The 13,870-nt window shown below is 69.5% G+C and carries 14 protein-coding genes; 9 read left to right on the top strand and 5 right to left on the bottom strand.

Going from position 1 to position 13,870, the window contains the following annotated elements:
• Window positions 1-29 precede the first annotated feature (29 nt).
• Window positions 30-1,784, top strand: coding sequence for a 2-isopropylmalate synthase (leuA, locus tag C6C15_RS09725; protein ID WP_060922180.1), 1,755 nt, complete (start codon window positions 30-32; stop codon window positions 1,782-1,784).
• A 73-nt stretch (window positions 1,785-1,857) separates the two neighbouring features.
• Here the strand turns inward: leuA and C6C15_RS09720 are convergent, their stop codons facing one another.
• Window positions 1,858-2,238, bottom strand: a complete 381-nt coding sequence (locus C6C15_RS09720) for a VOC family protein (protein WP_105949955.1) — start codon at window positions 2,236-2,238, stop codon at window positions 1,858-1,860.
• Window positions 2,239-2,304: 66 nt separating this feature from the next.
• Here C6C15_RS09720 and C6C15_RS09715 point away from each other — a divergent pair, with 66 nt between their 5' ends.
• Window positions 2,305-3,018, top strand: coding sequence for a TetR/AcrR family transcriptional regulator (locus C6C15_RS09715; protein WP_105949954.1), 714 nt, complete (start codon window positions 2,305-2,307; stop codon window positions 3,016-3,018).
• Between the two features lie 66 nt (window positions 3,019-3,084).
• Here the strand turns inward: C6C15_RS09715 and C6C15_RS09710 are convergent, their stop codons facing one another.
• Window positions 3,085-3,777: a trimeric intracellular cation channel family protein gene (locus C6C15_RS09710; RefSeq protein ID WP_025103677.1), complete on the bottom strand. Its 693-nt coding sequence runs from the start codon at window positions 3,775-3,777 to the stop codon at window positions 3,085-3,087.
• A 34-nt stretch (window positions 3,778-3,811) separates the two neighbouring features.
• Between C6C15_RS09710 and recO the strand changes: the two genes are divergently transcribed.
• Both recO and C6C15_RS09700 read left to right on the top strand, forming a co-directional pair.
• A complete protein-coding gene (gene recO / locus C6C15_RS09705) occupies window positions 3,812-4,555 on the top strand; it encodes a DNA repair protein RecO (RefSeq protein WP_025103676.1) in 744 nt (247 codons plus the stop codon).
• A complete protein-coding gene (locus tag C6C15_RS09700; protein WP_025103675.1) occupies window positions 4,552-5,352 on the top strand; it encodes an isoprenyl transferase in 801 nt (266 codons plus the stop codon). The genes recO and C6C15_RS09700 overlap by 4 nt, the downstream gene beginning before the upstream one ends.
• Here C6C15_RS09700 and C6C15_RS09695 read toward each other — a convergent pair.
• Complete coding sequence (locus C6C15_RS09695; protein WP_025103674.1) at window positions 5,295-5,903, bottom strand: ATPase AAA; 609 nt, start codon at window positions 5,901-5,903, stop codon at window positions 5,295-5,297. The genes C6C15_RS09700 and C6C15_RS09695 overlap by 58 nt on opposite strands.
• A 52-nt stretch (window positions 5,904-5,955) precedes the next feature.
• Between C6C15_RS09695 and C6C15_RS09690 the strand changes: the two genes are divergently transcribed.
• Window positions 5,956-6,630 carry a DsbA family oxidoreductase gene (locus C6C15_RS09690; protein ID WP_105949953.1) on the top strand — a complete coding sequence of 225 codons (675 nt, stop codon included), beginning with the start codon at window positions 5,956-5,958 and terminating at the stop codon, window positions 6,628-6,630.
• Between the two features lie 64 nt (window positions 6,631-6,694).
• Here C6C15_RS09690 and C6C15_RS09685 read toward each other — a convergent pair whose 3' ends face one another.
• Complete coding sequence (locus tag C6C15_RS09685) at window positions 6,695-7,891, bottom strand: metallophosphoesterase family protein (RefSeq protein WP_199787645.1); 1,197 nt, start codon at window positions 7,889-7,891, stop codon at window positions 6,695-6,697.
• A 143-nt stretch (window positions 7,892-8,034) separates the two neighbouring features.
• A complete protein-coding gene (locus C6C15_RS09680; protein ID WP_060922173.1) occupies window positions 8,035-8,529 on the bottom strand; it encodes a glutathione peroxidase in 495 nt (164 codons plus the stop codon).
• Between the two features lie 59 nt (window positions 8,530-8,588).
• Between C6C15_RS09680 and dusB the strand changes: the two genes are divergently transcribed.
• Genes dusB through C6C15_RS09660 form a run of 4 tightly spaced genes read left to right on the top strand, consistent with a single transcriptional unit; the run spans window position 8,589 to window position 13,796 of the window.
• Window positions 8,589-9,743 (top strand): tRNA dihydrouridine synthase DusB, encoded by a 1,155-nt coding sequence (dusB, locus tag C6C15_RS09675; RefSeq protein WP_105949952.1) that lies wholly within the window; start codon window positions 8,589-8,591, stop codon window positions 9,741-9,743.
• Window positions 9,733-11,118 (top strand): deoxyguanosinetriphosphate triphosphohydrolase, encoded by a 1,386-nt coding sequence (locus C6C15_RS09670; protein ID WP_105949951.1) that lies wholly within the window; start codon window positions 9,733-9,735, stop codon window positions 11,116-11,118. Before dusB ends, C6C15_RS09670 begins: the two co-directional genes overlap by 11 nt.
• Complete coding sequence (dnaG, locus tag C6C15_RS09665; RefSeq protein ID WP_105949950.1) at window positions 11,118-12,986, top strand: DNA primase; 1,869 nt, start codon at window positions 11,118-11,120, stop codon at window positions 12,984-12,986. The genes C6C15_RS09670 and dnaG overlap by 1 nt, the downstream gene beginning before the upstream one ends.
• A gap of 36 nt (window positions 12,987-13,022) precedes the next feature.
• Complete coding sequence (locus C6C15_RS09660; RefSeq protein ID WP_025103667.1) at window positions 13,023-13,796, top strand: ATP-binding cassette domain-containing protein; 774 nt, start codon at window positions 13,023-13,025, stop codon at window positions 13,794-13,796.
• The last annotated feature ends 74 nt before the right edge of the window (window positions 13,797-13,870 follow it).

Raw genomic sequence — 13,870 nt, 5'->3', positions numbered from 1 at the left:
ACATCTTGACGAAGAGAAGAAGCCCCATCATGCAGAACACCCAGCGCCCGTCCGCGATGCCGATCCACAAGTACCGGCCGTTCCACGAGCAGATCAACGTCCACCTGCCTGACCGCACCTGGCCCGATGCCCGCATCACCGAGGCGCCCCGCTGGTGCGCCGTCGACCTCCGCGACGGCAACCAGGCCCTCATCGACCCCATGTCGCCCGAGCGCAAGCGCGTCATGTTCGAGCTGCTCGTCAGCATGGGGTACAAGGAGATCGAGGTCGGCTTCCCCTCTGCGAGTCAGACCGACTTCGACTTCGTGCGTCAGCTGATCGAGGAGAACCTCATCCCGGATGACGTCACGATCCAGGTCCTGACGCAGGCACGCGAGCATCTGATCGCGCGCACCTACGAGGCCATCGCCGGTGCCAAGCAGGCCATCGTGCACCTGTACAACTCCACGAGCGTGCTGCAGCGCGAGGTCGTGTTCCGCACCGACAAGCAGGGCATCATCGACATCGCGCTCGAGGGCGCTCGGCTGTGCCGTCGGTTCGAGAAGACGATCCCGGACACGCAGGTGTACTACGAGTACTCCCCGGAGAGCTACACCGGCACCGAGCTGGAGTTCGCGGTCGACGTCTGCAACCAGGTCATCGAGATCTTCGAACCCACGCCGGACCGCAAGGTCATCATCAACCTCCCCGCGACCGTGGAGATGGCGACGCCGAACGTCTACGCCGACTCGATCGAATGGATGAGCCGTCACCTGAACCACCGCGAGAACGTGATCCTGTCGCTGCACCCGCACAACGACCGCGGCACCGCGATCGCCGCGGCCGAGCTGGGGTACATGGCCGGAGCCGACCGCATCGAGGGGTGCCTCTTCGGCAACGGGGAGCGCACGGGCAACGTCGACCTCGTCGCCCTCGGCATCAACATGTTCACGCAGGGCATCGACCCGCAGATCGACTTCAGCGACATCGACCAGGTCAAGCGCACGGTCGAGTACTGCAACCAGCTGCCGGTTCCGGAGCGCAGCCCGTGGGCCGGGGACCTCGTCTTCACGGCGTTCAGTGGCTCGCACCAGGACGCCATCAAGAAGGGCTTCGAGGCCATGGCCGCCGAGGCCGAGGCGCAGGGTGTCACGGTCGATGAGATCGAGTGGGCCGTGCCGTACCTGCCCGTGGACCCGAAGGACCTCGGTCGCTCCTACGAGGCCGTCATCCGCGTGAACTCCCAGTCCGGCAAGGGCGGCGTCGCGTACCTGCTGAAGTCCGACCATGCGATCGATCTGCCGCGCAAGCTCCAGATCGAGTTCTCCGGGGTCGTGCAGGCCAAGACGGACGCCGAGGGCGGCGAGGTCACCAGCGACCAGATCTGGTCGATCTTCACCGACGAGTACCTGCCGGCCGCCGACACCGAGGCGAAGTGGGGCCGGTTCGAGCTGCTCGCCACGCAGACCCGGAGCGACATGTCCGGTGACGTCGTGCTCGACGTCGTGCTGCGGGACGACGACCAGGAGGTCTCCGTGTCGGGCAACGGCAACGGTCCGGTCGCCGCGTTCGTGGAGGTGCTGCGGGGTCAGGGCTTCGACATCACGGTCTACGACTACGTCGAGCACGCTCTCAGCGCCGGCGGGGACGCGCAGGCCGCCGCGTATGTCGAGCTGCAGGTGGGAGACCAGCGCCTGTGGGGAGTCGGCATCGACGGCGACATCTCGACCGCGTCGCTCAAGGCGATCGTGTCCGGTGTGAACCGGTCGATCCGCAGCCGTCAGCAGGAGCTGGCCGCCGTCTGACCTTCTTTCGAATCGCGCGATTGGTCGTATTCGGCCGCCGGATGCGACCAATCGCGCGATTCGAAGCGGGGGATCAGTCCACCCACTGCACCAGCTGCCAGATGAGGCCGTTGGGGTCGGCGAACTGGCAGTATCGCTCGCCCCAGGGCTCGGTCTCGGGAGGGGTGACCACGCGAGCGCCCGCGGCCGCGATCCGGGCGAACTCGTCGTCGATATCGTCGACGACGAAGACGATCAGAGTTCCCTGACCGGCGGATCCGGCGATCTCCTGCGGGCGGAACGTCGACAGCCCCGTCTCGAGGAAGATGACATTCGGCACGGGCCCCGGGTGCTGCAACGAGACGAAGCCCTCCGCGGACATCGCCTCCTCGAAACCGAAGTGCGTCATGGCGAAGGCTGCGGAGGCTGCGACGTCGGGGACGTTGAGCGAGAGAGCGGTCTGCGTGATGTTCACGGTTCTCCATTCCTAAAGGCTGTACAGCGTATAGGGTTAAGGCGCGAGCGGTCTAGGCTATTCCCGATGACCAAGAACCTCGTCGATCTGCTCTGGCGGCACAGCCCTGTGGCTCCCGCGACGCCACAGCGAGGACCGAAGGCGCGTCATTCGACGGATGACGTGGTCGACCGCGCTGTCGCGTTGGCTGACGTCGATGGCCTCGCGGGGGTGACCATCCGGTCTCTCGCGCAGAGCCTCGACCTGACGCCGATGTCGATCTACACCCACGTCAACAGCCGCGCCGACCTGCTCGTCCTGATGGCGGACGCGATGAATGCCAGGATGCTCGTCGCGCCTGTGCAGGCATCCGAGTGGCGCGCGGCGGTCCGGGCAGTCGCCGAGGACAACTTGCGCCTCTTCCGGGACCACCCGTGGCTCATCGACATCCACGATCCGCGGGTCGCGCTCGGCCCGGGCACCATCGCCAAGTACGACCGGGAACTCCACGCCTTCGACGGCCTCGGTCTCGGCGCCGTGGAGCGCGACGCGGCGTTGAGTTTCGTGCTGGACTTCACCCTCTCCGCGGCGGCGCGCATGCGCGAGCAGCATAGGGCGGAGTCGTTCGCCGACTCGTGGGCGGAGGCGGCTCCGCGTCTGGCGACCTACCTGGGCGACGAGATGCCGCTCGCCCGGTCGGTGGGCCAGGCTGCCGGGGAATCCATGGGTGCGCCCTGCGACGCCCGGACGGCGTGGGAGTTCGGCCTCGCGCGCGTGGTCGATGGGCTCGCCGCCACCTGACTCGTTTTCGAATCGCGCGATTGGTCGTATTCGGCCGCCGTATGGAGCCAATCGCGCGATTCGAAGTCAGTCCTGGGGCTTCACGATCGGGATGGCACCGGTCTCGGCGGCGACCTTGCGGCGGTAGAGACGGCGCTGCTCCGGAAGCGAGACGTCGAACGTCACGGCGAGGATCCGGATCACGGCGGTCACGACGATGCCGATGACGGCCGCGAGGGGGATGGGCATCCCGACGGCGTTCGCCACGACGATGAACGTGCATCCGGCGGCCGCAGCCACCGCATACAGAGAGCCGACGTGCATGATCGCCGTCGGCAGGCCCATCAGCATGTCGCGGAGCACACTCCCGCCGACTGCGGCGCAGACCCCGATGAAGACCGCGGGCACTTCCGGGATGCCGAAGGCGAGCGCCTTGCTCGTCCCGAAGGCGCCGAACATGCCGATCACGACGGCGTCCAGCACCACGATCGCGGTGTTGAGCCGCGTGAAGAGTCCGGCCAGCAGCATGCCGAGCAGGGCGGCACCCGCGGCCGTGACCAGGTACCACTGGTTCTGCAGGGTGGCGGGCGTCTGTCCGAGCAGGATGTCGCGGATGAGACCGCCGCCCATGCCGATCATGATCCCGATGATCGCGACGCCCAGCCAGTCGAGCCGGCGCTGCCCCTGGAATCCGGCGGCGAACATCGCGCCCTGCACTCCGCCGAGGCCGACGCCGAGGAGGTCCGCCCACAGCGGAATGGTGAAGAGCGGTTCGGTCACGCGTCCATTGTCGCGCACGGAGGATAATCGAAGGGTGCCCACCTACCGAGACGAAGCGGTGATCCTGCGCACCCACAAGCTGGGCGAGGCGGATCGCATCGTCACGATGCTGTCCCGGCGGCACGGCAAGGTGCGCGCGGTGGCCAAGGGCGTGCGGCGCACCTCGTCGAAGTTCGGCTCCCGCCTCGAGCCGTTCATGGTCGCCGACGTGCAGCTCTACGAAGGCCGCTCGCTCGACATCGTGCAGCAGGCCGAGTCGCTCGGAGCCTACGGCACGGACATCGCCGCACACTACGACCGGTTCACCGCCGCGAACGCCATGGTCGAGACGGCGGATCGGCTCAGCGACGCCGAGGCCACCCCGGAACAGTACCTCCTGCTCGTCGGCGGGCTGCGGGCGCTGTCCCGCGGCGAGCACGCTCCGCGCAGCATCCTCGATTCGTACCTGCTGCGGGTCATGTCCCTCTCGGGGTGGGCACCGTCCCTCGAGGACTGCGCGCGCTGCGGGGCTCCGGGGCCGCACTCCGTCTTCGTCGCGCAGCTGGGCGGCCTGGTCTGCCACGCCGATGCACCCGCCGGGAGCCCGCGGATCGCCGAGAAGACCCTGACACTGCTGCGCGCGCTGATCCGCGGCGACTGGGACCTCATCGACGCGGCCCCGCACGCCGACACCGCCGCCGCCTCGGGGCTCGTCGCGGCATACGCCCAGTGGCACCTGGAGCGGGGCATCCGCTCGCTCGCGCACGTGTCGTCCACCCCCGGAGAAGGAGCACGGTGAGCCCGAAGCCCTACACGCACAAGGACGCCGTGCCGTATCGGCCGATCGACTGGACCGGCGTGTACCCGCCCGCGTTCCCGGCCGTCCCGGAGCACGTCGCCATCGTCATGGACGGCAACGGGCGCTGGGCGAACCGCCGGGGCCTCAACCGCATCGAGGGCCACAAGGCCGGGGAGGAGGTGCTGCTCGACGTCGTCGCCGGCGCGATCCAGGCCGGCGTGAAGCACCTCTCCGTCTATGCGTTCTCCACCGAGAACTGGGCCCGTTCCCCCGAGGAGGTCCGCTTCCTCATGGGGTACAACCGCGATGTGCTGCACCGGCGCCGCGATCAGCTCAACGAGTGGGGTGTGCGCGTGCGGTGGGCGGGGCGCAAGCCGCGCCTGTGGGGGAGCGTCATCAAGGAGCTGCAGTACGCCGAGCAGCTCACCCGCGACAACGACGTGCTCACCCTCACCATGTGCGTGAACTACGGCGGTCGGGTCGAGCTCGTCGACGCGATGCGGGCCATCGCAGCCGATGTCGCGGCCGGGCGGGTGAAGCCGAACGCGATCAGCGAGAAGATGATCCGTCGTCACCTCTACGTCCCGGACATGCCGGACGTGGACCTGTTCCTGCGCAGCTCGGGGGAGCAGCGCACCTCCAACTTCCTGCTGTGGCAGTCGGCCTACGCCGAGATGGTGTTCCTCGACACGCTGTGGCCGGACTTCTCGCGCGAGGAGCTCTGGCGCGCGATCGGGGTCTACCTCTCCCGCGACCGACGCTTCGGCGGCGCCGTGGACACCCCGACCTCGGCCTGAGCCCGCAGCCAGCGCTCCGTCTCCCGCGGATGCGTCAGCCGCACGATCGTGAGGTGGGGGAAGCGCTCCTGCACCGCGGGAAAGCGCTCGGACCAGGTTCGCAGCGTCTTCGTCTGCCAGGCCAGGATGCTCTCCTCCGGCGGGGCCCCCAGCATCCGCCAGATCGGCTTCTCGACGTTGCCGTTCCACATCCGGGTGCGGAGGATGCTGCGGCTGAGGGTGCGCCGGAGCAGACGCGACCGCACCACGCGGTACGGGTAGTCGAGCCAGAGCGCGAGCTGCGCTCTCGGGGTCAGGATCTCGTCGGTGCCCTTGCTCGTGTACTGCCACTCGGTCACCCAGCGCTCCTCCGCGGCGAAGGCGCGCACGTCGTCGAGGAACTCCGCCCGCGGGGTCCAGTCCGGGCCGTGGAACAGGCCGTCGATCTCCACGTGACGGAGGTCCCAGAGGGCGGCGAGCCGTCGGGACAGAGTCGTCTTCCCCGACCCGGTGACGCCCGCGACGAGCACCCGTGCGGGCCGGAACGGCAGGGGATCATCGGCGGAGAGCATCCGAGGATTCTACTGACGGAATACGTCGGACGCGCGGACGGTTGACCACGGTGTGACTGAACCCATCTCCATCGACATCTGGTCCGACATCGCCTGCCCCTGGTGCTACATCGGCAAGCGCAACCTCGAGAAGGGGCTGGAGGCGGTCGCAGCCGACGAGGACGCTCCGCAGGTCACGGTCACCTTCCACTCGTTCGAGCTCTCCCCGGACACCCCGGTCGACTTCGACGGTGACGAGATCGACTTCCTCTCCGGGCACAAGGGGATGCCGCGGACGCAGGTCGAGCAGATGCTGGCCAACGTCACGAACGTCGCCGCGAACGCGGGCCTGCAGTACCGGTTCGACCTGCTGCAGCACACGAACACGGTGAAGGCGCACGAGCTGCTGCACTTCGCGAAGGCCGAGGGACGCCAGCACGAGATGGAGGAGCGGCTCATGTCCGCCTACTTCACCGAGGGCAAGCACGTGGGACGCATCGACGACCTCGTCGCCCTCGCCGCCGAGGTGGGCCTCGATGCCGATCGCGCCCGCGCCGCACTCGAGAGCGAGCAGTACCTCGCCGACGTCCGCCAGGACCAGGCGCAGGCTCGCGCCTACGGGATCCAGGGGGTGCCGTTCTTCGTGGTCGACGGTCAGTACGGCATCAGCGGCGCGCAGCCGCCGGCGGCGTTCGAGAACGTGATCCGCGACCTCTGGGCGCAGCGCAGCACGGCCGTCGAGGCCTGACCCGCATCGACAGACGACGGCGGGGACCCCGGGTCGGGGGTCCCCGCCGTTCTTCTGCCCGGGCTCAGAGGCGCTGCTGGCGCGGTCCGAGGGGGAGCGGCTCCATCGGCTGATCGTTCGCCGTCAGGTCGATGCCGAGGTCCCGCGCATAGACGACGCGCGTGGCGATCGTGACCTCGTCGCCGGCCTCCGTCAGCTCGAACACCCGGCCGCCCCGGAGACGATTGCGCTCCGCGCCGGCCAGACCGTAGGCGCCGAAGCCGGTGCCGGGAGCGTATCCGAGCATCACGCCGTAGTAGTCGCCCATGTAGTCGTTGACGTGGTCGTGGCCGACGAACACGCCCTTCACGTCGCCGCGCTCGAGGATCGCGTTGAACATCCCCGAGTTGAACGGTCCGGGGCACTCGTCCTCGTTGCGCTCCCCGACGATGCCGTGGCGGGCCCTGCCGCGGGCGGCATCGGCTGCCGTGCGGGTGTCCACACCGCCCCACCACATGAAGCGGTGCTCCCACAGGGCGATGTGGAGGAACATGAGGTCCGGGACCTTGCGCCCTCGGCGCTGCTCCAGCCGCTGCGACTGGTCGCGGTACCAGGCGACCTGGTCCATGCGCAGCCAATCCCATGCCGGGTAGCCGGCGAAGTCCTGGCCGTCGATGGCGTCCGGCGCGTAGCGGCCCGAGTCCATCAGCCAGAGCGCGAAGGCCTCCCGGTTCTTCTTCGCGGCGGAGCCGATCGTCACGATCGTGTTGCTCGTGCCCGTCACGCCGCGCGTGTTCTCGGCGTTCACGTTGTACTCGTACGACCGGTAGATCTGCAGCATCCCTGCCTCATCGACGCCGGACTGCGGCAGCGAGTCCTCGTCGTGGTTGCCGTAGGTGACCGCCCACGGGATGCGACGGGACTCCATCGGCATGACGACGTTGTTGATCGCCTGCTTCACCGCCAGCCGCGTCTCGCACCCGCCCGTGATCACATCGCCGTTGATGACCACGAAGTCCGGCTTCTCCTGGTCGAGCACCTTCTCCATCAGCTCGACGGTGCGGCGGTCGGTGAGCTCGTCGTCCTGCGTGTCGTTGAACTGCACGACCTTGAAGGTGCCGTCCGCGCGGAAGCGCAGGTTCCGCGCCTGCCCACCACCCGGCGACGCCGGGGCGATCGTCGCTGCGGCAGGTCCGGTGCCGAGGGGGAGGGCGGTACCGAGCGCACCGAGCGCTCCCGCGGTGAGGACAGTTCGCCGGCTGAGGGGCAGTCGGTCGGGCATGCGTGGTCTCCTTCGTCTTCGGCGCGTGTCGCCGCGGTGAGACTAGGGACGCCACATGTCGACGGGGAGACCGGAAGGTGAACGAGGGCGGCCACGTCGGGCGTCACGGCGCGGTGCGCGCGTGACGCAGAGGTGAACGACGCTCAGCGGGGGAGTGCGGCCTCGATCGCCTCGACGATCTCGGGAGCGTCCGGCTTCTGCTTCGGGCGGAAGCGCAGCACGTCGCCGTCCGGCAGCACGAGGAACTTCTCGAAGTTCCACTCGACGCGGCCGGCCTTGCCCCCCGCATCCGGCGTCTCCTTGAGCGCCTTGTAGAGCTCGGCGGCGTTCTTGCCGTTGACCTTGATCTTGTCGTTCACCGGGAAGGAGACGCCGTACGTCGTGGAGCAGAACTCGAGGATCTCGTCGACAGAACCGGGCTCCTGCCCGAAGAACTGATTGCAGGGGAAGCCGACCACGGTGAAGCCGCGGTCTCCGAAGCGCCGCTGCAGCTCCTCCAGCTGCTCGTACTGCGGAGTGAGGCCGCACTTGGAGGCCACGTTCACCACGAGCACCACGTCGGCACCCAGATCGTCCAGAGTCTTCTCCTGCCCCTGGGCGTCGGTGAAGGGGATGGAACGGAGTGCGGAATCGGTCATATGCACAGCTTAGGTCGCCGCATCCCCACCGGCTCCGGGTCTGGGAGAATGGACACGCCATGACTCTCGCCACCGCCCCCGCCCGCCCCCTCCGCATCGGCCCGATCGACCTCGACGTGCCGGTCGTCCTCGCGCCGATGGCCGGGATCACGAACACGGCCTTCCGACGCCTGTGCCGGGAGTACGGGGCCGGCCTCTATGTCAGCGAGATGATCACCTCGCGCGCGCTGGTCGAACGCAACGAGACGACCATGCGACTGATCCGGCACCACGAGTCGGAGACACCGCGGTCCATCCAGCTCTACGGCGTCGATCCGAAGACCATCGCCGAGGCCGTCCGCATCATCGTCGCGGAAGACCACGCCGACCACATCGACCTCAACTTCGGCTGCCCGGTCCCGAAGGTGACGCGCAAGGGCGGCGGAGCGGCGCTGCCGTGGAAGTCGAAGCTCTTCGCCGACATCGTCGATCAGGCCGTGAAGGCCGCCGGCGACATCCCGTTGACGGTGAAGATGCGCAAGGGCATCGACCGCGACCACCTCACGTTCCTCGACGCCGGGCGGGCCGCCGAGGACGCTGGAGCCGCTGCCGTGGCGCTGCACGCCAGGACCGCGAGCGAGTTCTACTCCGGTCACGCAGACTGGAGCGCGATCGGCGAGCTCAAGCAGGCCATGACCAGCATTCCCGTGCTGGGCAACGGCGACATCTGGTCGGCGGACGACGCCGTGCGCATGATGGCGGAGACCGACTGCGACGGCGTGGTCGTCGGCCGCGGGTGCCTGGGACGGCCGTGGCTGTTCGGGCAGCTCGCCCTCGCGTTCGGGGGAGAGGGCAAGACGGTCGATGCGACGCTCGGTTTCGTCGCCGACGCCTTCCGTCGGCACGCGGAGCTGCTCGTCGAGTTCTTCGAGGACGAGGACCGCGGCTGCCGCGACATCCGCAAGCACGTCTCCTGGTACTTCAAGGGCTACCCGGTGGGCGGAGACATCCGCACCGGTCTCGCGACGGCCTCGAGCCTGCAGGAGATCGACGACCTCCTCGGACGGCTCGACCGCGCGGCACCGTATCCGGGTGCGGACGCCGAAGGGCAGCGCGGCCGCGCGGGGCATCCGAAGAAGACCGCCCTTCCGGAGAAGTGGCTGGAGTCGCGCGAGCTCGCCTCGTCGGCCTCGGAGATGATGCGTGGAGCGGAGATCGAGAACAGTGGCGGATGACCCCAGGGCCGGCGCACGCGCCGACGGCTACGACCCGCGCGACGCGGAGCGCTTCATCGCGGAGACCCACCGTTCCGAGCGGGACGACTTCGCCCGCGACCGCGCCCGGGTGCTGCACTCCGCGGCTCTGCGGCGGCTCGCCGCGAAGACGCAGGTGCTCAGCCCCGCCAGCACGGCCGACTTCGCCCGCAACCGACTGACCCACTCTCTCGAGGTCGCCCAGGTCGGTCGAGAGCTCGCCGCGGCCCTCGGGGTCTCCGCGGACGTGGTGGACACCGCGTGCCTGAGCCACGACCTCGGTCACCCGCCCTTCGGCCACAACGGCGAGCGGGCACTGAACGAGTGGGCTGAGGCCATCGGCGGCTTCGAGGGCAACGCCCAGTCGCTCCGCATCCTCACCCGGCTCGAGGCGAAGGTGCTCGACGCCGACGGCTCCTCCGTCGGTCTGAACCTCACGCGGGCGAGTCTCGACGCGACCTGCAAGTATCCGTGGACCGTCGACAGCCCCGTCCCCGACCCGGGTGGTCGACTGAAGTTCGGCGTGTATCCGGAGGATGAGGCCGTGTTCCGGTGGATGCGCGAGGGGGCCCCTGGCCGTCTGCGCTGCATCGAGGCCGAGATCATGGACCTCTCCGACGACATCGCCTACTCCGTGCACGACTTCGAGGACGCGATCGTCAACGGCTACGTCGACGTCGCTCAGCTCGCCGACCCCACGGCCCACGAGGCCCTGCTCAGCCGGATCCAGCAGTGGGTCGGCTACGACTTCACGCGCGACGAACTCGCCGACGCCCTCTACCGGCTCGCCTCGCAGCCGATGTGGCTCGCGTCCTTCGATCGTTCCCGACAGGATCTCGCCCGGCTCAAGAACCTCACCAGCGACCTCATCGGCCGGTTCGCGCGCGCGGCGGTCTCGGCCACCCGGGAGGCCTTCGGGGGCACGCACCTGGTCCGCTACAACGCGCACGTGATCGTGCCTCGCGTCGTGGAGGTCGAGATCGCGGTGCTCAAGGGGATCATGGGTCAGGCGATCGTCACGATCGATGCCAGGAAGGGCGTCTACAAGGAGCAGCGGAGGGTCCTCAAGCGGCTGGCCGACGCCCTGTGGTCGACCGACACCCTGTGGTCGGCCGGCGCGGATGTGCTGGAGCCCGCGTTCGCCGCCGACTTCGTCGCCGCCGAGAGCGACGCGGAGCGGGCGCGGGTCGTCGTGGATCAGATCGCGAGCCTGACCGATCAGAGTGCGATCGACTGGCATAACCGCCTGGTCGGGGAGATCGACCCGGCGGAGGTCGGCATCTGGACGCCGCGTCATGCGCGCCCCGGCGCGCGCACGCCTGTCGAGAGGCGGCCCGTCGCAGAAGGCGCCCGCTGATGCCCCGCATCCGGCAGGCGGACGTCGACGAGGTCAAGGCCCGCACCAACATCGCGGACATCGTGGGGGAGCGCGTCGCCCTCAAATCGGCGGGGGTCGGTTCTCTCAAGGGACTGTGCCCGTTCCACGACGAGAAGAGCCCCAGCTTCCACGTGCGTCAGCAGGTCGGCTACTACCACTGCTTCGGCTGCGGGGAGTCGGGCGATGTGTACTCCTTCCTCCGCGCGATGGACCACGTGAGCTTCACGGAGGCGGTCGAGCGGCTCGCGGGCCGCATCGGCTACACCCTGCATTACGAGGACGGAGGTGCGGCGCCGGAGACCAGTGGCCGCAGCCGCCTGTACGCGGCGAACACGGCGGCCGCGGAGTTCTTCCGCTCCCAGCTGCTGTCGCCGGATGCGGAGGCCGCCCGCCGTTTCCTCGGGGAGCGCGGCTTCGACGCCGGGGCGGCGGCGCACTTCGGCGTCGGCTTCGCCCCCCGCGGCTGGGACGGCATGCTCAAGGCGCTGACCGCGCAGGGGTTCACGCGTGAAGAGCTGAGCACCGCAGGCCTCGTCTCGACGGGACAGCGGGGCGTGTACGACCGCTTCCGCGGCCGCCTCGTCTGGCCGATCCGGGACGTGTCCGGGCAGACGATCGGCTTCGGCGCCCGCAAGCTCTTCGACGACGACCAGGGCCCCAAGTACCTCAACACCCCCGAGACCCCGATCTACAAGAAGGCCCAGGTGCTCTACGGGCTCGACCTCGCCAAGCGCGACATCGCCCGTGGCGACCCGCGCCGGGTCGTCGTCGTCGAGGGCTACACCGATGTGATGGCCTGCCACCTCGCCGGGCTCACGACCGCGGTCGCGACCTGCGGCACCGCGTTCGGCGCCGAGCACATCAAGGTGCTGCGCCGGGTCATGGGCGACGACAACGCGTCCGGGGAGGTGGTGTTCACCTTCGACGGCGACGAGGCGGGGCAGAAGGCCGCCCTGCGGGCGTTCACCGAGGACGACCGGTTCAACGCGCAGACATTCGTCGCGGTCGCACCGGACGGCCTCGATCCGTGCGATCTCCGGCTGCAGCGCGGGGACGCGGCGGTGCGCGGCCTCATGGACGCGAAGCAGCCGATGTTCGAGTTCGCCATCGACCGCAAGCTCGCGGGTTTCGACCTCTCCACGGTCGAGGGCCGGGTCGGCGCCCTCCGTGCCGCGGCCCCGATCGTGGCGGAGATCCGCGACCGCCTGCTGCGCCCCGGCTACGAGCGGGTGCTCGCGCGCCGACTCGGCATGGACCCGACCGAGGTGCATGGGGAGGTCGAGCGCGCCGCGCGCGGTGCGCAGGCGGCCGCTCCTCAGGCGCGTCGGGAGACCGGTCCGCGGGTCGATCCCGCCACGGGCGGGCCGGTCGTCGCGGCCGTGACGCTCGCCAGCCTGCCCCGTTCACCCGACGTCGCCGTGGAGCGCGATGCGCTCATGGGAGCCCTGCAGTACGGGCACCAGATCGATGCGGCGCTGCTGACGCGAGCCCTCGCGGAGCCGTTCCGCACGCCCGGCCTCGATGCCGTGCGCGAGGCGGTCGCCGCCGCCCCCGATCGCAGCCGTCCCGGCTGGGTGACGGACGCGGTGAACAGCGTGCGCGAGCCGTACCGCTCGCTCGCGGGCGAGCTGTTGATGACGCCGTTCCCGGCGCGGGACGAGGCCGGCGCGGTGGCGTCGGCGACGGATCTCGCCCGACGGCTGGTGGTGCGGCAGCTCGAGCACGAGAAGCAGGAGCTGCTGGGCGCAGTCCAGCGCGTCCCCGCGGACTCCGACGGCGGACGCGCGCTGCGGGTGCGGCTGCGGGACATCGATGTGGAGCGCCAGCGGTTCTTCGCCGAGTCGTAACCGGACCGGTCCCGGACGAGACGGCAGGATGGAGATATGCCCCGTACGCCCGAATCCTCGAACGCGATCGAGTGCTCCGATCTGGTCATCGACCGGATCGGTCACGGCACGCCCAATCGCGCGGTCGACGGCGTGACGTTCTCGCTCGCCCCCGGCGGGCTCATCTGCGTCGCGGGACCGACCGGCTCGGGCAAGTCGACGCTCGTCGCCGCACTTGCGGGTTCCACGGATCCCTCGGTGCGCGTCGTCGGCGGACGGGCGCAGGTCTGCGGCATCGACATCCGTCGTCCGGGTCGCAAGCATCGCATCCTCACCTACCGCACGGGCTTCGTGCCGCAAGGTGCCGGGGCGGATCTGCCGCCGCAGCTGACGGTCAACGAGGTCATCGCCGAGCCGATCCTCATCCGGGAGAAGCGCGTCAACACCCGGGCGCTCTCCATCCGGGTGGCGACGCTCCTGGATGAGCTCCACCTGCCGCTCGGGACCGCCGCGAAGTTCCCCTATGAGCTCAGCGCGGGCATGCGCCAGCGGGTCGCGATCGCCCGTTCCTTCGTGCTGGAGCCGCGGGTGCTCATCGCCGACGAGATCCTCGCGAACCTCGATCTGGAGGTGCGACCGGTCGTCTTCGACGCCATCACCCGGCGCCGCAAGGAGGAGGGGATGGCGGCTCTCCTCGTCACCAACGACGCGGACTTCATCCGGGAGCTGAACGCCGAGACGCTCATGCTGCGCGGGGGCCACGTCGTCGCGCGGGGCGTCGGCAAGGACCTGCTCTGGGTGCCGAATGCGGAGTCGGATTCCCGCCGCTGAGCGCGACACGCCCGAGGGGCGCGGAAGGCGGCCCGGTGTCACGAACAGCGTCTCGAGTTTGCTAAGCTTGACGA

This window comes from Microbacterium sp. str. 'China' (assembly GCF_002993305.1).
GTDB classification, from domain to species: Bacteria; Actinomycetota; Actinomycetes; order Actinomycetales; family Microbacteriaceae; genus Microbacterium; species Microbacterium paraoxydans.
Note: the sequence above shows the minus strand (reverse complement) of the source record. Positions and strands in the feature narration are given on the sequence as shown.